We start from the raw sequence: 21,139 nt of genomic DNA on the forward strand, positions 1-21,139 counted from the left end.
TGTAACCGGAGGTTTCAGGGTCGTTAAGAGTCCAGATCGTGAACTTGAAAAATGAGCGGGGACAGCGGCTCAAACGCCACTAAATGGCGCTGGCCGGAGGTGTCGTAACGCCGGTCGAACCGAACCCACCAGTCCCGCGCGCCGTCTCATCCAACGTCTCGGCCTCGATCAACCGAGCGGAGAGCACGGCCGCGATGACCACCTGCGCGATGCGGGCGCCGCGCTCGATCAGCGCCGGTGTTTTCCCGTGGTTGATCAGCAAGACTTTGACCTCGCCGCGATAATCGGCGTCGATCGTCCCCGGCGCGTTCAGCACCGTGAGCCCCTGCTTCGCGGCCAGCCCGGAGCGCGGACGCACCTGCGCCTCGGTGCCGGGCGGCAGCGCGAAGGCAAGTCCGGTCGGAACCGCAGCCCATTCGCCCGGCGCAATCGACATCGGCGCATCGGCGGCCACCGCCGCATGCAGGTCGAACCCGGCCGCCAGCGCCGATTGGTACGCCGGCAGCGGAAGGTCCTGCCCGTGCGGCAGGCGCATGATCTTTACGTCCACGGAAGTCATTTCTTGGCCAACATCTCACCGGCGCGGGCAACCAACTGCCGCGCGACATCGCTCTTCGACTGACTGGGCCACGTCTCGACACCTTTGGCCGAGACAAGATGCACGCGGTTGGTGTCGCCACCCATCGCGCCGCCCGTCGGCGAAACATCGTTGGCGACGATGAAATCGCAGCCTTTGCGCGCGAGCTTCGCCTGCGCGTGCTCGATCACCTTCTCGGTCTCGGCCGCAAAGCCGATCACGAGCTTTGGCCGCTTCGCCTTGCGCTGCGCGATCGTCGCGAGGATGTCGGGATTCTCGACGAAGGTCAGCGACGGTGGCTTGCCGCCCTTCTTCTTGATCTTCTGGCCGCCTTCGTTGTCGACGCGCCAGTCCGCGACCGCCGCCGCGAAAATCGCGATGTCGGCCGGCAGCGCCTTTTCGACCGCCGCCACCATCTCGCGCGCGCTTTGTACTTTCACGACCGCGACGCCGGCCGGATCGGCAACACCGACCGGCCCCGACACCAACGTGACGCGCGCGCCGGCCGCAGCAGCCGCCGCCGCAATCGCGTGGCCCTGCTTGCCGGACGAACGGTTCGCGATGTAGCGCACCGGATCGATCGCCTCATGCGTCGGCCCGGACGTGATCAACACATGCTTGCCGGCGAGCGGACCTTTGCCGACCGCGCCGCCGAGCAACTTTTCCACCGCCGCGACGATCTCGAGTGGCTCAGCCATCCGGCCCACGCCCTTCTCGTTGCTCTCGGCCATCTCGCCCGCATTTGGGCCGACATACGTCACGCCGTCTTTTAGCAACTGCGCGGCGTTCCGCTTTGTCGCGGCATGCGCCCACATATAAGGATTCATCGCCGGCGCCATCAGCACCGGCGCGCCGGTCGCGACGAGCACGGTTGAAGCAAGATCGTTGGCGAGCCCGTTCGCCGCCTTTGCCATCAGATCGGCGCTCGCGGGCGCGACGACGACGATGTCCGTGTCGCGTGCCAGGCGGATATGCCCGATATCGAACTCGTCGGTCTGATTGAAGATGTCCGTGAATGCGCGCTCGCCCGCAATCGCGCCGACCGCAAGCGGCGTCACGAATTCCTGCGCGGCCGCCGTCATCACGACGCGGACCTTCGCGCCGCGCTCGCGCAACCGCCGGATCAGGTCGAGGCTTTTGTAAGCCGCGATCCCGCCCGAAATGATGAGGAGGATGCGTTTCCCGGTCAGCGTCATCAGCGCCACCATACCATGATCGCAAGCAGCGCGGCGATCACCCAAAGGACGAACACGGTCCCGCGATTCCGCCGCGCTTCCGCCGCGCCGATCGCCGCGATCGTGTCCGGCGATAGCGTGATCCCGTTGCGCGTCGCCGCATCGAGCTGATCGAGCACATTGACGCCGCGCGACAGCAGCGCCGGAACTTGGCCGAGGAATTTGCCGAGTTCGGATGCGTTGCCGGCGGCGCCTTCGATCATGCCGGCCGGGCCGAGATGACGCTCGACCCATTCGCGCACGACCGGCTCCGCCGTCGTCCACATATCGAGCTTCGGATCGAGCGAACGTGCGACGCCCTCGACGACGACCATCGTCTTCTGCAGGAGCAACAACTCAGGCCGCGTGCGCATGTCGAACAGGCCCGTCACCTCGAACAGCAAGGTGAGCAGCTTCGCCATCGAGATGTCTTCGGCCTTGCGATTGTGGATCGGCTCACCGATCGCACGGATCGCCTGCGCAAAACTCTCGACCGAATGATGCGGCGGCACGTAGCCGGCCTCAAAATGCACCTCGGCGGTCCGCCGGTAATTGCGCGTGATGAAGCCGTACAGAATCTCGGCGAGGAAACGGCGCTCTTTCAAGCCGAGCCGCCCCATGATGCCGAAGTCGACGAAAACGATGCGGCCTTGCGCGTCGACGAACAGATTGCCCGGATGCATGTCGGCGTGGAAATAGCCGTCACGCAAAGCATGACGCAAGAACGTCTGCATCAGCGTCCGGCCAAGCTTCGGCACGTCGATGCCTTGCGCCGTCAGCGCGGCATGATCCGACAGCTTGACGCCCGTAATCCACTCGGTGGTCAGCACTTCGCGCGCAGTGCGATCCCAATCGACCGCCGGAATATGCACGCCTTCGTCATCTTTCGTGTTTGCTGCCATCTCGGACAGCGCAGCGGCTTCGAGCCGCAAATCCATCTCGATCGTGACCGACCGCGCGAGCGTGTCGACTGTCTCGACAAAACGCAGCCGCCGCGCTTCTGCCGAGCGCGCTTCCGCCTGGCGCGCGAAGTAATCGAAACGGACGAGATCGCCGCGCAGCAAGCTCGCGACGCCGGGGCGCAAGACTTTAACGGCAACCGTCTTCGGCCCGTCCTCGGTCGCGACATCGCAACGATGCACCTGCGCAATCGACGCAGCCGCAACGGCCGGACCGAAAGTCGTGTAAGCCTCGCGCACCGGACGCTCTAACGCGCGCGCGACAGTCGCCTCCGCTTCGGCTTGCGGAAACGGCGCCATGCGATCCTGCAGCGTTTCGAGATCGCGCGCGAGCGCGACACCAACCACATCCGGCCGCGTCGCCAAAAACTGTCCGAGCTTCACGTAAGTCGGCCCGAGCCGGCCTAGCGCTTTCGCCAAACGTATGCCGCTTGCAGCGTCGGTCTTGCGTTCGAAGATACGACCGATCTTGACGGCAACGCGGGCCGGCCACGGCAACGGCTCGGGATCGATCAGTGACAGCACGCCCTCGCGCGCGAAGACGAAACCGGTGCGCACCATCGGAATAGCGTGGAGAATGCCGATCACAGACGCCAGCCTGAATGCATCGCCACGATGCCGCCCGTCATCGGCGTCCATGTCGCGCGTGCGAAACCGGCCTTGCGCATCATCTCGGCAAAGACCGGCGGCTTCGGAAAACGGCGGATCGACTCGACGAGATAGCGATACGACTCCGCATCGCCCGCGATAGCCTGTCCCATCGCCGGAATAACGTTGAACGAATAGAGGTCGTAAACCTTGTCGAGGCCAGGCACATCGGCCTGGGAAAACTCGAGACACAGAAAGCGTCCGCCCGGCCTCAGCACGCGATACGCTTCGCTGAGCGCCGCATCGATGCGCGGCACGTTGCGAATGCCGAATGCGACCGTGTAGGCGTCGAACTGCTTGTCCGGAAACGGCAACGACTCCGCATTCCCCTCGATGAACTCCGCAGCGCCGAGCGCGACGTGTTTCTCCAAACGCTCGCGACCGACGGCCAGCATTTCGCCGTTGATGTCGAGAACGGTCGCGTGTGTGCCTTCACCGCCCGCTTCGAGCACGCGCATAGCGACATCGCCGGTGCCACCCGCAACATCGAGATGACGGAACGGCGCGTCATTGCGCGGCGGATTGACCGCCGTCACCAGCGTGTCTTTCCACGCACGATGCAGCCCGACCGACATCACGTCGTTCATCAGATCGTAGCGGCGCGCGACCTTGTGGAACACGTCGTCCACGAGGCGTTGCTTTTCGCCGGAATCGACGTCGCGGAAGCCGAAATGGGTGGAGTTATCGCTCACGCCTACTGACACCTTTTTGCCCCGCCTAACATAGCGCCTCGGAGGCGAAGAGGCTATGAACGCTCAGGAACAAAATCGCAAGCGGTTAACGATCCCGAGCGCCCCGAGATGCCCGAGCTTCCCGAAGTCGAAACCGTCCGCCGTGGGCTGCTGCCCGCGATGGAGGGTGCGCGATTCACCAAAGTCGAGACGCGGCGGCCGAATCTACGCTGGCCGTTCCCGGAGCGCATGGCCGAACGCATGGCGGGAACGCGCGTCCAAGCGCTGACGCGCCGCGCCAAATACATGATCGCGGAACTCTCGTCCGGCGAGTCGCTGATCATGCATCTCGGCATGTCGGGTTCGTTCCGCATCGAGGATGCGAAGGGCAAGAATACGCCCGGGGAATTTCATCATCCTCGCAGCAAACTTGCCGCGCACGACCACGTCGTCTTCACGATGGAGAGCGGCACCGAAATCGTCTTCAACGATCCGCGCCGCTTCGGCTTCATGTTGCTGATGCCCGATGCCGAACTCCGCGCACACCCGCTACTCGCCGGTCTCGGGCCAGAACCTCTCGGCAACGCGTTCGACGCTGCAATGCTGGCTACCGCTTGCCGCGGCAAGCGGACATCACTCAAAGCCGCCTTGATGGATCAGACCGTCGTCGCCGGGCTTGGCAATATCTACGTCTGCGAAGCGCTGCATCTGTCGCATCTGTCGCCGAAGCGTGGCGCCGCGACGCTGGCAAACCGCAACGGCACGCCGCACCCCCGCGCGGTCGCGCTCGTCGATGCGATTAAGATCGTGCTGGGCCGTGCGATCCGCGCCGGCGGCTCGTCGCTCCGCGATCATCGCCAGACCAACGGCGACCTCGGTTACTTCCAGCACGATTTCTCGGTCTATGATCGCGAGGGCGAGCCCTGCCGTACAACGGGTTGCGGCGGAACGATCAAACGCATCGTCCAGCAGGGACGCTCGACGTTCTATTGTCCGAAGTGCCAGAAGTAATTTCGCGTCGCCGCCGCATCCTCCCACCCTCCCCTGGAGGGGGAGGGTCGCGAACGAAGTGAGCGGGGTGGGGTGACCTGCAACGCGAGTAGATTTCACCCCTCCCCGACGTCTCGCCGCGCTACGCGCGCTCGCCATCGACCCTCCCCCTCCAGGGGAGGGTGGCGACTATCGCAATCGCCGAGTTTAGCTGATCTTGCGGTCGTCTTCCGGCGGCAGGAAGCGCGCGTCGAAGATGTCTTCGACTTTCGGCTTGTTCTTGAACGTATAACCGATTGCTAGTTGTTCGAGCGCCGTATCCATGCGCGGCCCACGAATATCGCCGAGACCATTCATCCGCACATCCGCCGTCATCATGCTGTAGCGCACGACAGTGAGCAGCCGTTCAAGTTCAACATCGCGGCTTGCGCCGTTGTTTCGCCGCATCACGGCATCGATCGCCGAACTCGGATCCGTGATCGCAACCTTGAGGCCCGCAAGCAAGCCGCGCAGAAACGCCTGCAAGACATCCGGCCGCTCGGCCATCAGCTTCGTCGTCGCGAAGATCGAGTTGCCGTAAAGCTGCAGCCCATAAGACGACATCATCATCGTCGTGATGTCTTCGGCCGGGACGCCCTTGTCGCGCAGCGTGAACGGCGTACCGAATGCCTGCCCGGTCACGGCGTCGATCTCACCAGCCGCGAGCATCGGCTCGCGCACCGGCATGCCGACATTCACGACCGTGATCTTCGAGATATCGATGCTGTTGAGCTTCGCGAAAATCGGCCACTGCGCGGTCGCCACTTCCTGCGCGGGCAGCCCGAGCTTCTTCCCGTCAAGGTCAGCCGGGCCGTAGATGCCCCGGCTCTTGCGGCCGACAATCGCGTAAGCCGGTTGATTGTTGACGATGAACACGGCCTTCATCGCGGCGCTGGGATTTTGATCGCGGAAGCGGATCATCTGGTTGATGTCGCCGACGCCGAGATCGTACGTGCCGCTCGCAACGCGCGAGATCGACTCGTGGCTCTGCGTTGCCATGTCGATCGAGACGTCGAGACCCTCGCGCTTGAAGAAGCCGCGTTCGAGCGCAACCCAAAATGGTGCGCTCGGCCCTTCGAGCCGTCCGTCCAGCGATAGTCTTAGAGGATTTCCGTTTTGCGCTCGCAGGCGTCCCGTACCGGCGACTGTCAGACCCGCTGCAGCCGTCAGAAACATGCACTCGCGTCGGGTGACGCCGATACGCATACGTGCCGTCCTGTTCCCTGTCTCGATTCCCGAGATCGTTGAAATAGGAACGCTACGCCGACGTCCCTGCGGGACACCGCAAAGACGTTTGCGAGCGAATGAATGACTATACCAAAGATCATGTCCGTCGTGTGGACAAGACAACAAATGATTCAGTGTGTTACGAACACGGTTTACGCGGCAGCATGTCGCAGCGTTGTTAAGAATAGCGGCTACCCTCGATGAGCCCATTTCAGCCTTTTCGCGCGCCCTACGCACCACCGGACGAGAAGATCGCGCGAAAGCTGTTGGCGAACGCGGCCGATAACGCAGAGGCCGAAGCCCGCATCTCGGCGACCGCGACCCGGTTGATTGAGGCGGTGCGAGCCAAATCCGGCGGTCTTGGCGGCATCGAGGACTTCCTCCGAGAATATTCGCTGTCGACCAAGGAAGGCCTCGCTCTCATGGTCTTGGCCGAGGCCCTCCTTCGCGTGCCGGACGCCGCAACCTCCGACGCATTGATCGAGGACAAGCTCGCGGCAGGCGACTGGACGAATCGCGAGACGCGCTCGGACGCCCTGCTGGTGTCCGCATCCGCCTGGGCGCTCGGCATCACGGCCCGCATCGTCCAGCCCGGCGAAACCCCGGATACGATCCTGGAGCAGGTCACGAAGCGCCTCGGCATGCCGGCAGTACGCGCGGCCACCAAGCGCGCCATGCGCCTCCTCGGCAGTCATTTCGTCATGGGCGAGACGATCGAGGCAGCACTGCGCCGCACCGAGCCGGAATATCGCTATTCCTTCGACATGCTCGGCGAAGGCGCGCGCACGGCAGCAGACGCCGAACGCTATTACGCCTCCTACGCGGACGCGATCGAGAAGATCGGCCGCAGCGCCAAAGGCACGCTTCCGGCGCTGCCCGGCATCTCGGTGAAGCTTTCTGCGCTGCATCCGCGCTACGAAGCCGTGTCGCGCGAGCGGGTGATGATCGAGCTCGTGCCGAAGATCGTGAAGCTCGCCGAGCGCGCCAAGGCGCATCAGCTGAATTTCACGATCGACGCCGAGGAGGCCGATCGGCTGGAGCTGTCGCTCGACGTGATCGCGGCTGTCGCGGCCTCGCCGACGCTCGCCGAATGGGACGGCTTCGGCCTCGCCGTTCAGGCCTACCAGAAGCGCGCTCCCGAAGTCGTTCGCTGGATCATCGGCTTGGCCCAAGGGCTCGGCAGGCGCTTTATGGTGCGTCTGGTGAAAGGCGCGTACTGGGACAGCGAAATCAAACGTGCGCAGGAACGCGGCCTCGCGGATTTCCCGGTCTTCAGCCGCAAGCCGATGACGGATCTCTGTTACGAGGCCTGCGCTCGAGAATTGCTGGCCGCCCGGCCGCATATCTTTCCGCAATTCGCGACCCATAACGCGCTCACGGTCGCCGAAGTGTTGGAGCATGCCGGCAATCGCGAGGGCTTCGAGTTTCAGCGCCTCCACGGCATGGGCGAAGCGCTTTACGACGCGCTGCTCGGCGGCGATCCGCAGCTTGCTTGCCGCGTGTATGCGCCGGTCGGCGGCCATCGCGATCTGCTCGCGTATCTGGTACGCCGCCTGCTGGAGAACGGCGCGAATTCATCATTCGTGTCAGCCGTCACCGATCCGAACGTCCCGGTAGCCGAACTGATCGAGCGGCCCGAACAGGCGCTGAAATCCGGCATCCGGCATCCGCATATCCGCTTGTCGGCCGACATCTACGCTCCACAGCGTAGGAACTCCGCCGGCGTAGAGTTCGGCGACGCCGCAGCGCTTGCCGCGTTGACCGAAAAGTCCGCCGCGACGCCTAATAGGCGCTGGGCCGCAGGCGAAACCCGCACACCGCGCAAAATCCGCTCGCCCATCGACGGTGCCGTGATCGGCGAAGTCCGCGAAGCCTCGCCTGCCGACTGCACCGCCGCAATCGATCGCGCTGCCCGCGCATTCCCGGCCTGGAATGCGCGCACGATTGACGCCCGCGCCGCAATGCTCGAACGCACCGCGGACGCGATCGAGGCAAGCCGCGATCTCCTCGTGCTGTTGCAACTCGAAGGCGGCAAGACGCTCGACGATGCAGTCGCCGAGATCCGCGAAGCCGTCGACTTCTGCCGCTACTACGCCGCCGAAGCGCGGACTTCGCTAACACCGCAGACGCTCCCCGGCCCGACCGGCGAGACCAACGTGCTGCGCCATCGCGGGCGCGGCGTCTTCCTCTGCATCTCACCGTGGAATTTCCCGCTCGCGATCTTCCTCGGCCAGGTGTCGGCCGCGCTCGTCGCCGGCAACACGGTGATCGCCAAGCCGGCCGAACAGACGCCGCTCATCGCGGCCGAAGCGTTGCGCTTGCTTCACGCGGCGGGTGTGCCGGCCGATGTCGTGCAACTCGTTGCCGGTGACGGCGCGGTCGGCGCGTCGCTCGTGGCTGACCGGCGCGTCGCAGGCGTTGCGTTCACGGGCTCGACGGAAATCGCGTGGAAAATTAACCGGACATTGGCTGCAAAAAACGGCCCAATCGTCCCCCTCATCGCCGAGACCGGCGGCATCAACGCGATGATCGTCGACTCCACCGCCCTGCCCGAGCAAGTCACCGACGACGTCGTCACGTCCGCCTTCCGCTCCGCCGGTCAACGCTGCTCGGCGCTGCGCTTACTCTGCCTGCAGGCCGATATCGCAGACCACATGCTGACGATGATCGAGGGTGCGACCGCCGAGTTGAAACTCGGCGACCCGCGTGACGCATCGACCCACATCGGCCCCGTTATTGACGCGGATGCGCGAGATCATCTCGCACGCAAAATCGCGGCTGGCCGCCTCCGCTTCCGCCATCCTGGCAAAGGTGTAGCGGGCGGCACTTACGTCGCGCCCGCGATCTTGGAGATCGACACCGCGTCCGACCTCACCGAAGAGGTTTTCGGCCCAGTTCTCCACGTCGTCCGCTACCGCGCCGGCGATCTGCCGCGCGTCATCGACGCGATTGCCGCGACGGGCTACGGCCTCACCCTCGGGGTCCACTCGCGCATCGCCGCCACGGCGGAAAAAATCGCGGCACGCCTTCCCCACGGCAACGTCTATGTGAACCGCAACATGATCGGCGCCGTCGTCGGCACTCAGCCCTTCGGCGGCAGCGGCCTATCCGGCACCGGCCCGAAAGCCGGCGGCCCAGCCTACCTGCACCGCTTTGCCCTCGAGCAGACCGTCACCACCAACACGACGGCTGCCGGCGGCAATGCCAGCCTCCTCGCCGAGGCCGATGAGTAAAATTCGACCTATTGCGGCAAGGCGTCTATAACCACACTTAAGGAAGGAACCTGATTACGTCGTGAGGCCCGGCGACAATCAACTGATTCAGAAGGCAAATTTACTAGTTTAGCCGCGTATCAGGCTGGGCCATGGACGACGTCGTACTCATCATCGCATTTGTTATCACTGCGATCTCTGCAGGCGTGCTTCTCGCGCACGCAACGCAGCTTCGCGCGCAGGTGCGCGACCTGCATGCGAAGCTCGAAAAGATAACCGACAGCAATTGGGAGCTGCGCGACAGCGCCGAGCGCTCCCGCAGCTTATTGCAGGCGCAGGGTGACCTGATCGTCCGCCACAGCACCGATGGCATCATTACTTACGCCAACGATGCCTATTGCGAACTCGCCGGCCGCGGCCCGGAAATCATCGGTACGCCCTTCTCGATGACGGTCGCCGAAGAAAAGCTCAGCGCCGTCCTTTCCGACGGCACACAAGTTATCGACCAAGAAATCATCGACCCAAACGGCAACCCACGCTGGATCTCGTGGCGCCGCGTCATCGTGCGCGAGCCGAGCCACGGCCGCACCGAAACGCAGAGCGTCGGCCGCGATGTCACCGCCCGTGTCCTCTCCGAGCGCGAACTCGGCGAGGCCCGCGACAGCGCCGAGAAAGCCAACGTCGCGAAGTCCCGCTTCCTTGCCTCGATGTCGCACGAAATCCGTACGCCGCTGAACGGCATTCTCGGCATGGCGGATCTCTTGGTCGAAACTCCGCTGACGCCCGAGCAAACCACTTATGCCGAAGCCGTAAAGACCTCCGGCAAAAACTTGCTCGCGCTGATCGAGGACATTCTCGACTTCTCGAAGATCGAGGCGGGTAAGCTCATGCTCACGCCCGTGACCTTCAACATGACGACGTTGATCGAACAGGTCGTCGAATTGCTGGCACCACGCGCGCAGGCGAAAGGTCTCGAGATCGCGTCGTATATAGATGATCAAGTGGCCGGCGACGTCTACGGCGACTCCGCGCGTCTGCGCCAGGTGCTGCTCAATCTCGCCGGCAACGCCGTGAAATTCACCGAAACCGGCGGCCTCTCCATCACGGTCGAGCGCGGCGAGCACGAGGACGAGGTGCTGATCGAGGTCACCGACACCGGTCCCGGTATCGGCCTCGAAGCACGCGAGCGCATCTTCGCGGAGTTCGAACAGGAAGACACCAGCGCCAGCCGCAAAGCCGGCGGTACAGGTCTCGGTCTCGCGATTTCGCAACGCATCGTCGAACAAATGGGCGGCAAAATTCGCCTCGACAGTGCGCTCGGCAAGGGCTCAACTTTCCGCTTCACCGTGCAGCTGCCGCCACGTCGCGAAGGCCCAAGCCAGCGCCTCCACGTCAATCTCGCCGGCGAGGCGATCTTGGTCGTATCAGCGTCCGTCATTGGCGCGCCGATCGTGCGCCGTCTGCAGCGCTGGGGCGCGCGCGCGTCTCTGGTCGACTCGGCCGAATACGCGAAGATCTATCTGCGCAGCGGCGGTTGGAACACCGTGCTCGTCGATCGTGCGCTCGGCGTCGCCGACATGACGGCAATCGCAGAGGTGACGCCGACGAGCGCGCGCAGCGTCGTCCTGCTTGCACCTACGGAGCGTGACCAGCTGCCCGGGCTGCAAGCCTCGGGCTATGCCAATTACCTCATCAAGCCAGTGCGCGCCGCGTCGCTCGCCGCCGTCGTCGGTCAGCAACCGATGATCGACGATCACGTCACGCTTGTTCCCGAAAAGTCCGACGACGCGGCCGAGACCAGCAGCACGCTGCGGGTGCTCGTTGCCGAAGACAACGAGATCAACGCGCTGCTTGCGCGCAGCCTGCTGACGCGGCTCGGCCACGATGTCACCCTGGTCGGCGACGGCGAACAGGCAGTCGAAAGCTGGCGGGCTGCCGGCGAATCTGAACGGCCTTTCGACCTCATCTTGATGGACGTGCAAATGCCGGTGCTCGATGGCATGGAAGCGACCCGCAGGTTGCGCGAACTCGAAACTGGGACAAATCGCGCCCGCACGCTCATTATTGCGTTGAGCGCCAATGCGTTTCCGGAAGATCGCGAAGCTTGCTTCGCATCCGGCATGGATGGCTTTCTTGTGAAGCCTCTCGAACGCAATCATCTCATGGGTTACCTCAGCCAGGCTGCGACCCGCGTGTCACATTAGTTTCTCGAATCAGTGGCTAATGCAGGGTAGATTGGTATTGCCAGCGGTTTGGTAGGCCAGTCGCCGGCGCCGGGGAATGACGATGGACGGTTTTGCTGCAAGCGGTATGCGCGCTCTGCTGTACAATGAGCGCGTGTCGGCATTCTTTCCGAATGTGATGCCCACGCTGCGCGCCTACAGCGGCTTCAGCATCGCGGGCGTCAACGACGATCAGCCGAGCGCCCTCGGCCGCATCGGCACCCTCGAAGTCCGCCTCGCCCGTAAACCGAAAGACGTGCGCCGCGCGCAGCGGTTGCGCTACCGCGTGTTCTTCGAAGAGCGCGGGATGATCGCAGACGCCACCACGCGCATCTCGCGGCGCGACGTCGATCCTTACGATGCGATTTGCGATCACGTGCTCGTCCTCGATCACAACGAGAAGTTGCGCGGCCTCCGCCGCAAGCCGCGTGTCGTCGGCACCTATCGGCTACTCCGCCAGCATCTCGCCGAGCAGAACGGTGGCTTTTACACTGCGAACGAATTCGACATCGCGCCGCTGATCGCGCGTCATCCGCAGGCCTCGTTCATGGAACTCGGCCGCTCTTGCGTACTCCCTGCCTATCGCACGAAGCGCACGGTCGAGCTTCTGTGGCACGGCATCTGGTCGCACGTGCTGCGCAATAAGGTCGACGTGATGTTCGGCTGCGCCAGCTTCGATGGCACCGACCCGCAGGCGCATGCCGAGGCGTTATCGTTCTTGCACCACTATGCGGCACCGCCGGCCGAATGGAGCGCCAAAGCCCGCGCCGGACGCGGCGTGCCGACGAACATCATCCCGAAAGACAAGCTCGACGCGAAAGCCGCGCTTCGCGCGCTGCCGCCGCTCATCAAAGGCTATCTACGCATCGGCGCTTATGTCAGCCCGCAAGCCGTAATCGATTACGAATTCCGCAGCATCGACGTTCTGATCGTTTTGCCGACGTCAGCGATCAGCGAGCGGTACATCCAGCACTTCGGCCCCGGCGCCGAACGCCACGCGGCGTAGATCCGACAACTCGACCATCACATAGTCGGCGCCTACCATTTGTGCTATAAGTCCCTGATGGCAGATACCCTCGACATTGCCAAATTGACTAAGAAGGAGCGGCTCGACCTGATCGGCGAGCTTTGGGACAGTCTTGCGCCCGAGGACGTGCAGCTTTCACCGGAGCAAGAAGCAGAACTCGGCCGTCGCATGGCGACGTTCAAGGCGGATGCAAAAGCCGGTATCGCGTGGGACGAATTCAAGACGGAGCTAAAGAAGCAGTTCCGATAAATGCCTCGCGTTTCTCTTACCCTAGCTGCGCGTAACGACATCCTCTCCGCGATGAGTTGGTATCAGGCAAACGCCGCCGAAGTCGTTCCTCAACTCACGAACGCTTTGGACACCGCACTCAAGCGAATTGCGGAAAACCCGAAGCAATTCCAGGTCTCGGCCTTCAGCACGCGGCGTGCCCTACTAAGGAAGTTTCCGTATTCGGTGATCTTCCGCGAGACCGCTCACGAGGTTGTCGTTGTGGCAGTCTATCATATGAGCCGAAATCCGAAGGCTTTGAGGCGACGCTAGCCTACAACCTGCGCAGCGCGACGTCTGACACCAGATGGTTCGCGCCCTTCTTGAGAATGAGCCCAGCACGCTGACGTGTCGGCAGAATATTGTCCGTCAGATTGACGAGATTGATGCGCTCCCAGATCGACGTCGCCGTATCGATCGCTTCCTTGTCGCTCAGTTTCGCGTACCGATGGAAGTATGATTTCGGGTCCGAGAACGCCGTGCCGCGCAAACGCAGAAAACGATCGACGTACCATTCGCGCAGCACCGGCTCGTCGGCGTCGATGTACACCGAGAAGTCGAAGAAGTCGGAGACGAACGGCACCGCCGATCCATCGCGCGGCGGACGCCCGGCCTGCAAAACGTTGAGCCCTTCGACGATCAGAATATCCGGACGATCGACCTCGACGCGATGGTTCGGCATCACGTCGTAGACGAGATGCGAGTATATCGGCGCCGTGACGGGACGCCGGCCCGCTTTCACATCCGACAGGAAACGGAGAAGCGCCGAGATATCGTAGCTTTCCGGGAAGCCCTTGCGCTCCATCAGATTCTCGCGCTCGAGCACTGCGTTTGGAAACAGGAACCCGTCCGTCGTCACGAGATCGACGCGCGGCACATTCGGCCAGCGCGCGAGAAGCGCCTGCAGCACACGCGCCGTGGTCGATTTGCCGACAGCCACCGAACCCGCGACGCCGATGATGTAAGGCATTTTGGCGTCGCCAGTGCCGAGGAATTTCTGTTGTGCTCGGTAAAGACGCTGCGTCGCCGCGACATACATCGACAATAAGCGCGACAGCGGAAGATAAATGTCCTCGACCTCAGCCATGTCGAGGCGATCGTGCTGCGAGCGCAGCCGAGTCACCTCTTCCTGCGTTAGCGTCATCGGCGTATCTTCGCGAAGCCGTGCCCAATCGGCGCGCGAGAAATGGCGATACGGCGAGAGCGGCCTGTCAGTGCGCTGGTCCATGACGCGAATTCCCAGAGCTTAAGCGCGAACGCGCCCAGCCTTCTCCTCGAGTCCCGACATGCCGGTGCGGCGTGCCAGTGCAGTCTCGACTTCGGAAAACGGAATGCCGCGTGCTTCGAGCACGACCAGCAAATGATAGAGCATGTCGGCGGCTTCGGACGCGACGCGCTCGTCGCTCTCCGAGACAGCAGCGATCACGGTCTCCACGGCCTCTTCGCCCATCTTCTTGGCGCAGTGGCCGATGCCTTTGTCGAGAAGCTTGCGCGTATAGGAAACGTCCGCGCTAGCGGCCGCGCGTTCCTTCACCCGCGCCGCAAGGTCCCGCAATGTGAAATCTGAACTCACGCTTCACTCCCGGGCATGGCCCAGCCGGCTTCAGGGCTAGGCCCCGGGCTTAGGAATAGCATCAATTGTGACGGATTGGCTATCCGCTTGGGGTTAGCCTTAAGGGTCAAGCCGCATCGGCAAACCGGCCTTCGCCATATGCTCTTTTGCGGCCCGCACCGTGTATTCGCCGAAGTGGAAGATCGAAGCCGCCAGCACGGCCGTAGCGTGCCCGTCCCGGATACCATCCACGAGATGGTCGAGATTGCCGACACCGCCCGAGGCGATGACCGGCACCGGCACCGCATCCGCGATCGAACGCGTCAGCGCGATGTCGAAGCCGCTTTTCGTGCCGTCGCGATCCATCGAGGTCAGCAGGATTTCGCCGGCGCCGAGATCGACAACCTCGCGCGCATATTCGATCGCGTCGATGCCGGTCCGGTTGCGGCCACCGTGCGTGAAGATCTCCCAGCGATCCGCCTCGCCGGGTGCCGAGACCTTCTTCGCATCGATCGCAACCACGATGCATTGCGAGCCGAACTTCTCGGCCGCTTCGCCGACGAAGGCACGGCGGTTCACCGCAGCTGTGTTGATCGACACTTTGTCGGCGCCGGAGTTGAGCAAATTGCGGATGTCGTCGACGACGCGCACGCCGCCGCCCACCGTCACCGGCATGAAGCACGCTTCGGCGGTGCGCCGCACGACGTCGAGGATCGTGCCGCGATTTTCGTGGCTCGCCGTGATGTCGAGAAATGTCAGCTCGTCCGCGCCCGCGGCGTCATACGCGATCGCGGCCTCGACCGGATCGCCCGCATCGCGCAGGTCGACGAAGTTGACGCCTTTGACGACGCGACCATCCTTAACGTCGAGACACGGTATGACGCGAACCTTGAACATGCGTTACGCGCGCCCGTGTGCCGCGATCAGCGCCAGCGCTGCCGCCGGATCGAGACCGCCGTCGTAAAGCGCGCGGCCCGCAATCGCGCCGCCCAGTTTTGCCGAACGCGGCTCAAGCAACGCGCGGATGTCGGCAAGTGAGGCAAGGCCGCCCGATGCGATGATCGGGATCGAGCATGCATTCGCCAGCGCGATCGTTGCATCGAGGTTGAGGCCCTTGAGCAAGCCGTCGCGATCGATGTCCGTGTAGATGATCGCTGCGACTCCGGCATCTTCGAGCCGCGTCGCCATGCCGGCAGCGGTCAGCTTCGAGACCTCTGCCCAGCCTTCGACCGCAACTTTGCCGTCACGTGCATCAAGCCCGACCGCAACGCGGCCCGGAAATTCCCGCGCCGCGATGCGAACGAACTCCGGATCGCGTACCGCCGCGGTGCCGATAATGACACGGTTGACGCCCTTCTCGAGCCAGCGCTCGACCGTCGTCATGTTACGGATGCCGCCGCCGAGTTGCACCGGAACGCTTACCGTCTCCAGAATGCGATCGACCGCGTCCGCGTTCATCGGCTTGCCGGCGAAAGCGCCGTCGAGGTCGACGATGTGCAGATACTTGAAGCCCTGGCTCTCGAAAGCATGCGCTTGCGCCGCGGGATCGCGATTGAAGACCGTCGCGCGCTCCATGTCGCCTTGCTTGAGGCGAACACAGACGCCCTCTTTAAGATCGATGGCAGGAAAAAGGATCACGGTGCCCACTTGAGAAAGTTGGCGATCAGGGCCAGTCCGAGTTTCTGGCTCTTCTCGGGGTGAAATTGCGTGCCCGCGATGTTGTCGCGGCCGACGATGGCGGTGACGGCGCCGCCGTAATCGGCCTCGGCGATCACATCCAAGCGTTCAGTCGGCTTCAGGTGATAGGAGTGCACGAAATAAGCGTGCAGCCCATCGGTGCCGACACTGATATCCTTCAGCAGCGCGTGCGGTTTGAGCGCATCGAGCGTGTTCCAGCCCATGTGCGGAATCTTTAGCGTGGCGTCGTCCGGCTCGATTTTGCGCACTTCGCCTTTGATCCAGCCGAGACCTTCGGTCACGTGATGTTCGAGACCGTGCTCAGCCATCAACTGCATGCCGACGCAGATGCCGAGGAACGGCTTGCCGCGCTTGCGCACGTTGTCGTTCAGCGCATCCGTCATACCGGACACCGCATCGAGCCCGCGGCGGCAGTCCGCGAAAGCGCCGACGCCCGGAAGAATGATGCGGTCCGATTTGGCAACGACATCCGGATCGCTGGTGACGTTTACGGCGCCGGCGTAGTGCGATTCACGCGCGGCGCGCTCTACTGCCTTCGCGGCCGAGTGCAGATTGCCGGACCCGTAGTCGACGATCGCGACACTCATCGCAGCGCTCCCGGATCCGGGAACAGTCCGACGACGCCGTGATCCTGCGGCCGCGACCAGCGCGCCGACATATTCGCGGCGTAAGCGGGTGTCGGCGCCGCGACAGCCGGCGACAATTCCTGCGTCCACTGATCGAAGAAGCGCTGCTCGGCGAATTCCTGATTGCGCCTGGCCGAAAGTCCCGCCTCGGTCCAGCCCCACCACTTGAGCTTGCGGCGGATCAGCGTGCCGCCCTCCATCGCAACCAGCGACGCCAACGCGATGAAAGCAAGCGAACGCGCGAAACCACCAACCTGTAGCCACTGCAACGCAAATCCCAATGCCACGCTCGCCGCGATGTAGACGACGAACGCGAGCCACAGCCGGCGATAGAGCAGCCACACCGGCGTCAGCCAGAAGGCCCACCAGTAGAAGCCGTCGCGCACGAACACGAATGTCTCGGGCCCGCGCTTCGCTTCGGGCTTGCTCAGTGGCGGCTCATGGACCGTGTAAATCGCCATGGGTCCTCTACCTTAGTTGCCGAGCGACCCCTTCGTCGAGGGCACTTCGCCGGCTGCTCGGGGATCGATTGCGATAGCGGTGCGCAGCGCACGCGCCAGCCCTTTGAAGCACGACTCGGCGATATGGTGATCATTCGCGCCGTAAAGCGTCTCGACATGCAGCGTGATGCCGGCATTCATCGCGAAAGCCTGAAACCACTCGCGCACCAGTTCGGTATCGAACGTGCCGATCTTGTCGCGCGCGAAGGTCGTGCGGAACACCAAGAACGGACGGCCCGAAATGTCGATCGCGACGCGCGTCAACGTCTCGTCCATCGGGAGATGCAGGCTCGCGTAGCGCGTGATGCCGCGCATGTCGCCGAGCGCCTGCTTCACGGCCTGGCCGAGCGTGATGCCGACATCTTCGGCGGTGTGGTGGTCGTCGATATGCAGATCACCCTTCGCCTTCACGGTGAGGTCGATGCGGGCGTGCCGCGCCAAAAGGTCAAGCATATGGTCGAGAAAGCCGATGCCGGTCGCGATTTTCGCAACGCCGCTGCCATCGAGGTCGACTGCGACCTCGATGTCGGTCTCTTTCGTCTTCCGCTTCAAAGAAGCTTTGCGTGCCGATGCTTTGGCCACTTCAAGTCCTCTAAACGCTGATCGCCCCTTTGGGGGGCGATCTTTTACGCCCCAAAGGTCTGCGGGGCGGTTTCTATCAGGTGGGAAAGCCGAGCGCTATGCCGCGATATCGCGGCGAAACGCTCTAATTGTCGTCGTCATCGTCCATGAACCAGCCGGACGGCTGGCGCTGCGGCCGATAAAGCCCGCGCTCTTCGAAATCCGGCGCGCCGGCCCGCATAACGGCGCGGCGCGGCGCCGAGCGTGCCGCAACGGCGCCACCGCGCGGATTGGCACCCGTCACGACGATCCGGGTGTTGCCCATGCCGCGCTGGCGGACGAGCGCGAACAAGGCTGCGGCATTGCCCGGATGCAACCGGACGCAACCGTGCGAGGCCGGGCCGCCGAGGCGGCGCAATTCCGTCGTGCCGTGAATCGCGTAGCCGCCGTGGAAGAAAATCGCATGCGGCATCGGCGCATTGTAGTATTTGCGCGAGAACCATGAGCGTTCCAGGCGCTGCGGCCGGAACTGCCCGTTTGGCGTGCCGAAGCCGGCGCGGCCGGTCGAGACGGCCCAGGAATGCCGCGGCGTGCCGTCGACCGAGACGGTCATTCGCTGCGTCGATTTGTTGATCGAGACGAGAACACTGGCCGAAGCCGAGCCGCTCAGCGCGGCCAACACGGCAGCCGCCGCCAAAATACGCTTGAACATGGTCCCTCCGGGACTCTGATTTTTGACGCCTTCGGCGACAATAAAGCCGGAGGAAACCTGCCTCGTAAAGTCACGGATGACTTACCGGTTAACGGCCATATTCCCGTCGAGCACGGTTTTTCCGGGCCAACGGCAGAGATCGTTGATGATGCAGGTCTCGCACAGCGGCCGCTGCGCTTTGCAGACGTAACGCCCATGCAGGATCAGCCAGTGGTGAGCGTGCAGCATGAACTCGGCCGGGATCGCTTTTTCGAGCCCGAGCTCGACCTCGAGCGGGTTCTTGCCCGGCGCGAGGCCGGTCCGGTTGCCGACACGAAACACATGCGTGTCGACCGCCATGGTCGGCATCCCGTAGGCCATGTTGAGCACGACATTCGCGGTCTTGCGGCCAACGCCCGGCAGCGCTTCCAATGCTTCGCGTGAAGCCGGAACTTCGCCACCATATTCGGCGATCAGACGCTCGGACAAACCGATGACATTCTTCGCCTTCATGCGGAAGAGCCCGATCGTTTTGATCGCCTCGCGCAGGCGATCTTCACCGAGTGCGACCATTTTCTCCGGCGTATCGACTGTGGCGAATAGCGGCCGCGTCGCGCGATTGACGCCCGCATCCGTCGCCTGCGCCGACATCACGACGGCGCACAGCAGCGTGAAGGCATTGACGTGTTCGAGTTCACCTTTCGGCTCGGGCGAGACCTTTTGAAAGCGGCGAAAAGCTTCGGTCACTTCCGCCGTCGTCCACGGCTTGAGCTTACCGCCGAGCGCCGCCGCATCCGCATTGGCGCGTGCTTTGACGGGCTTGACCGCAGCGCGCGCGGGCTTCTTGCCGGGAACTTTCTTCGGCGGTTTCTTGCTCACCGGCTTCTTTGCCGGGCGTTTCGCGGCTGTCGCTTTTCGAACCATTTCTTCGGTATATTGGGCCGCATGGATACCGGCAACAATACCGGCGAGGAGAGCGGCGAACGGCCGATCTTTTCTGCCGTGATCACGCCGCATCGTTCGCTCGGCCGCACCGGCTTCATCGTGCTGATGACGGTCTTCGGCGCCGCGAGCTTCGTCTCCGGCGTCATCTTCGCGCGCATAGGCGCGTGGCCGATCTTCGGCTTCTTCGGCCTCGACGTGGTGCTGGTTTTCCTCGCCTTCCGCACCAACTACCGCCGCGCCAACGCCTACGAACGCGTCGTCGTGCGCTACGAAGAGATCGAGGTCGTGCGGGTCGACCATCGTGGCAATCGCCAGGAATGGCGCATCAATCCGCTCTGGGCGCAGATCGAAAGCGAAAGCGTCGAGGAGTTCGGCATGACGCGTCTCATGCTCGTCGCACGCGGCAGCCGACTAAACGTCGCGATCCACCTGGGCCCTGAAGAAAAAGCCAGCTTCGCCACCGCATTGACGGCAGCCGTGAACGAAGCCAAACGCGGCCCAACCCGCAACGTTTTTGCGTCGTGAGCGCGTTCGAAACGAAGCCAGAAACCGGGTGGTTGCGGCGCGTTGAGCGGCCTAATTGAGGGAGCATGATCTGACATGAAAGAGAGAGCCATGCTATCTCCCGACCGCATCCCCGACACGCTGCCGCTGATCGCCCAAGGCGAAGACTATGAGGTCGTCCGCAAGGCGATCGCCTACATCTCGCAGAACTGGCGCGAGCAGCCCGAAATCGAAACCATTGCGAGCGCGATCAGCGTGCCAGTCACCGACCTGCACCACCTGTTCCGCCGCTGGTCCGGCCTCACGCCGAAAGCCTTCCTGCAGGCGATCACTCTCGACAACGCGCGCAAGCTGCTGCGCGATTCCGCCAGCGTGCTCGACGCAAGCTACGAAGTCGGCTTGTCCGGCCCAGGCCGCCTGCACGACTTGTTCGTCACCCACGAGTCGATGTCTCCCGGCGAATGGAAAACCGGCGGCGAAGGCCTCGTCGTGACTTACGGCTTTCACCCCTCGCCGTTCGGCATCGCGCTCGTGATGACGACACCGCGTGGCCTCTGCGGCCTTGCCTTCGCGGACCCCGGCGAAGAACGCGAAGCGCTCGACGATATGCGCGGGCGCTGGCCGGCTGCGACTTATATCGAGAACTATGTGGACACTGCGCCGGTCGCCGAGCGCATCTTCAACTCGGCCTGCTGGCGTCCGGATCAACCGCTCCGCGTCGTGCTCATCGGGACCGACTTCGAGGTTCGCGTATGGGACACGCTGTTGTCGATCCCACTCGGCCGCGCGACGACGTATTCGGACATCGCCAACCACATCGGCAAACCGAAGGCGCCGCGCGCCGTCGGCGCCGCGGTCGGCAAGAATCCGATCTCGTTCGTCGTCCCGTGCCATCGCGTGCTCGGCAAGAGCGGCGACATCACGGGCTATCACTGGGGTATGACGCGCAAGCGCGCGATGCTCGGCTGGGAAGCCGGCAAGGCGGCCGTGAACTAGCTGAGGCGTCATG

The 21,139-nt window shown here is 63.5% G+C and carries 22 protein-coding genes; 8 read left to right on the plus strand and 14 right to left on the minus strand.

Going from position 1 to position 21,139, the window contains the following annotated elements; translation table 11 throughout:
- Positions 1–79: 79 nt before the first annotated feature.
- From dut to ubiE, 4 genes are read right to left on the minus strand one after another with little or no spacing between them, the layout of a single operon-like run.
- On the minus strand, positions 80–559 hold the full coding sequence (gene dut / locus GJW30_RS21425; protein WP_096358391.1) for a dUTP diphosphatase: 480 nt from the start codon (positions 557–559) through the stop codon (positions 80–82).
- Positions 556–1,773: a bifunctional phosphopantothenoylcysteine decarboxylase/phosphopantothenate--cysteine ligase CoaBC gene (gene coaBC / locus GJW30_RS21430; protein ID WP_096358989.1), complete on the minus strand. Its 1,218-nt coding sequence runs from the start codon at positions 1,771–1,773 to the stop codon at positions 556–558. Before coaBC ends, dut begins: the two co-directional genes overlap by 4 nt.
- On the minus strand, positions 1,773–3,311 hold the full coding sequence (gene ubiB / locus GJW30_RS21435; RefSeq protein WP_096358990.1) for a 2-polyprenylphenol 6-hydroxylase: 1,539 nt from the start codon (positions 3,309–3,311) through the stop codon (positions 1,773–1,775). The genes coaBC and ubiB overlap by 1 nt, the downstream gene beginning before the upstream one ends.
- 23 nt (positions 3,312–3,334) lie before the next feature.
- The gene (ubiE, locus tag GJW30_RS21440) at positions 3,335–4,090 is read right to left on the minus strand and encodes a bifunctional demethylmenaquinone methyltransferase/2-methoxy-6-polyprenyl-1,4-benzoquinol methylase UbiE (RefSeq protein WP_245408593.1); all 756 of its coding nucleotides are present in this window, start codon (positions 4,088–4,090) and stop codon (positions 3,335–3,337) included.
- A gap of 108 nt (positions 4,091–4,198) precedes the next feature.
- Here ubiE and mutM point away from each other — a divergent pair, with 108 nt between their 5' ends.
- Positions 4,199–5,080, plus strand: a complete 882-nt coding sequence (gene mutM, locus GJW30_RS21445) for a bifunctional DNA-formamidopyrimidine glycosylase/DNA-(apurinic or apyrimidinic site) lyase (protein WP_096358393.1) — start codon at positions 4,199–4,201, stop codon at positions 5,078–5,080.
- A 186-nt stretch (positions 5,081–5,266) separates the two neighbouring features.
- Here the strand turns inward: mutM and GJW30_RS21450 are convergent, their stop codons facing one another.
- Positions 5,267–6,304, minus strand: coding sequence for an ABC transporter substrate-binding protein (locus tag GJW30_RS21450; protein WP_157746816.1), 1,038 nt, complete (start codon positions 6,302–6,304; stop codon positions 5,267–5,269).
- Positions 6,305–6,525: 221 nt separating this feature from the next.
- On the opposite strand from GJW30_RS21450, the gene putA reads away from it, so the two are divergent.
- From putA to GJW30_RS23245, 5 genes are all read left to right on the plus strand, one after another.
- Positions 6,526–9,558 carry a bifunctional proline dehydrogenase/L-glutamate gamma-semialdehyde dehydrogenase PutA gene (gene putA / locus GJW30_RS21455; RefSeq protein WP_096358394.1) on the plus strand — a complete coding sequence of 1,011 codons (3,033 nt, stop codon included), beginning with the start codon at positions 6,526–6,528 and terminating at the stop codon, positions 9,556–9,558.
- Between the two features lie 131 nt (positions 9,559–9,689).
- Positions 9,690–11,741 carry an ATP-binding protein gene (locus GJW30_RS21460; RefSeq protein WP_096358395.1) on the plus strand — a complete coding sequence of 684 codons (2,052 nt, stop codon included), beginning with the start codon at positions 9,690–9,692 and terminating at the stop codon, positions 11,739–11,741.
- A 157-nt stretch (positions 11,742–11,898) separates the two neighbouring features.
- Positions 11,899–12,765 (plus strand): l-ornithine N(alpha)-acyltransferase, encoded by an 867-nt coding sequence (olsB, locus tag GJW30_RS21465; protein ID WP_245408760.1) that lies wholly within the window; start codon positions 11,899–11,901, stop codon positions 12,763–12,765.
- 57 nt (positions 12,766–12,822) lie between these two features.
- Entirely contained in the window at positions 12,823–13,035 is a 213-nt protein-coding gene (locus tag GJW30_RS21470; RefSeq protein WP_096358397.1) for an addiction module protein, read from the plus strand.
- A gap of 51 nt (positions 13,036–13,086) precedes the next feature.
- A complete protein-coding gene (locus GJW30_RS23245) occupies positions 13,087–13,326 on the plus strand; it encodes a type II toxin-antitoxin system RelE/ParE family toxin (protein ID WP_430727185.1) in 240 nt (79 codons plus the stop codon).
- A gap of 1 nt (position 13,327) precedes the next feature.
- Here the strand turns inward: GJW30_RS23245 and coaA are convergent, their stop codons facing one another.
- From coaA to nth, 9 genes are all read right to left on the minus strand, one after another.
- A complete protein-coding gene (gene coaA / locus GJW30_RS21480; RefSeq protein WP_096358399.1) occupies positions 13,328–14,281 on the minus strand; it encodes a type I pantothenate kinase in 954 nt (317 codons plus the stop codon).
- 18 nt (positions 14,282–14,299) lie between these two features.
- Positions 14,300–14,626: a phosphoribosyl-ATP diphosphatase gene (locus tag GJW30_RS21485; protein WP_096358400.1), complete on the minus strand. Its 327-nt coding sequence runs from the start codon at positions 14,624–14,626 to the stop codon at positions 14,300–14,302.
- Between the two features lie 99 nt (positions 14,627–14,725).
- A complete protein-coding gene (gene hisF / locus GJW30_RS21490) occupies positions 14,726–15,502 on the minus strand; it encodes an imidazole glycerol phosphate synthase subunit HisF (protein WP_096358401.1) in 777 nt (258 codons plus the stop codon).
- Between the two features lie 3 nt (positions 15,503–15,505).
- Complete coding sequence (gene hisA, locus GJW30_RS21495) at positions 15,506–16,243, minus strand: 1-(5-phosphoribosyl)-5-[(5-phosphoribosylamino)methylideneamino]imidazole-4-carboxamide isomerase (protein WP_096358992.1); 738 nt, start codon at positions 16,241–16,243, stop codon at positions 15,506–15,508.
- The gene (gene hisH / locus GJW30_RS21500) at positions 16,240–16,890 is read right to left on the minus strand and encodes an imidazole glycerol phosphate synthase subunit HisH (protein WP_096358402.1); all 651 of its coding nucleotides are present in this window, start codon (positions 16,888–16,890) and stop codon (positions 16,240–16,242) included. The genes hisA and hisH overlap by 4 nt, the downstream gene beginning before the upstream one ends.
- On the minus strand, positions 16,887–17,390 hold the full coding sequence (locus GJW30_RS21505) for a DUF2628 domain-containing protein (RefSeq protein WP_096358403.1): 504 nt from the start codon (positions 17,388–17,390) through the stop codon (positions 16,887–16,889). The genes hisH and GJW30_RS21505 overlap by 4 nt, the downstream gene beginning before the upstream one ends.
- 12 nt (positions 17,391–17,402) lie before the next feature.
- Complete coding sequence (gene hisB / locus GJW30_RS21510; RefSeq protein WP_096358404.1) at positions 17,403–18,011, minus strand: imidazoleglycerol-phosphate dehydratase HisB; 609 nt, start codon at positions 18,009–18,011, stop codon at positions 17,403–17,405.
- A gap of 124 nt (positions 18,012–18,135) precedes the next feature.
- Positions 18,136–18,702, minus strand: a complete 567-nt coding sequence (locus tag GJW30_RS21515; RefSeq protein ID WP_096358405.1) for a L,D-transpeptidase — start codon at positions 18,700–18,702, stop codon at positions 18,136–18,138.
- An 81-nt stretch (positions 18,703–18,783) separates the two neighbouring features.
- Positions 18,784–19,605 carry an endonuclease III gene (gene nth, locus GJW30_RS21520; protein WP_096358406.1) on the minus strand — a complete coding sequence of 274 codons (822 nt, stop codon included), beginning with the start codon at positions 19,603–19,605 and terminating at the stop codon, positions 18,784–18,786.
- A 21-nt stretch (positions 19,606–19,626) separates the two neighbouring features.
- On the opposite strand from nth, the gene GJW30_RS21525 reads away from it, so the two are divergent.
- Complete coding sequence (locus GJW30_RS21525) at positions 19,627–20,151, plus strand: DUF2244 domain-containing protein (RefSeq protein ID WP_096358407.1); 525 nt, start codon at positions 19,627–19,629, stop codon at positions 20,149–20,151.
- Between the two features lie 90 nt (positions 20,152–20,241).
- Positions 20,242–21,126 (plus strand): methylated-DNA--[protein]-cysteine S-methyltransferase, encoded by an 885-nt coding sequence (locus tag GJW30_RS21530; protein ID WP_096358408.1) that lies wholly within the window; start codon positions 20,242–20,244, stop codon positions 21,124–21,126.
- The last annotated feature ends 13 nt before the right edge of the window (positions 21,127–21,139 follow it).

It is taken from the genome of Variibacter gotjawalensis, from assembly GCF_002355335.1.
Taxonomy (GTDB): Bacteria; Pseudomonadota; Alphaproteobacteria; order Rhizobiales; family Xanthobacteraceae; genus Variibacter; species Variibacter gotjawalensis.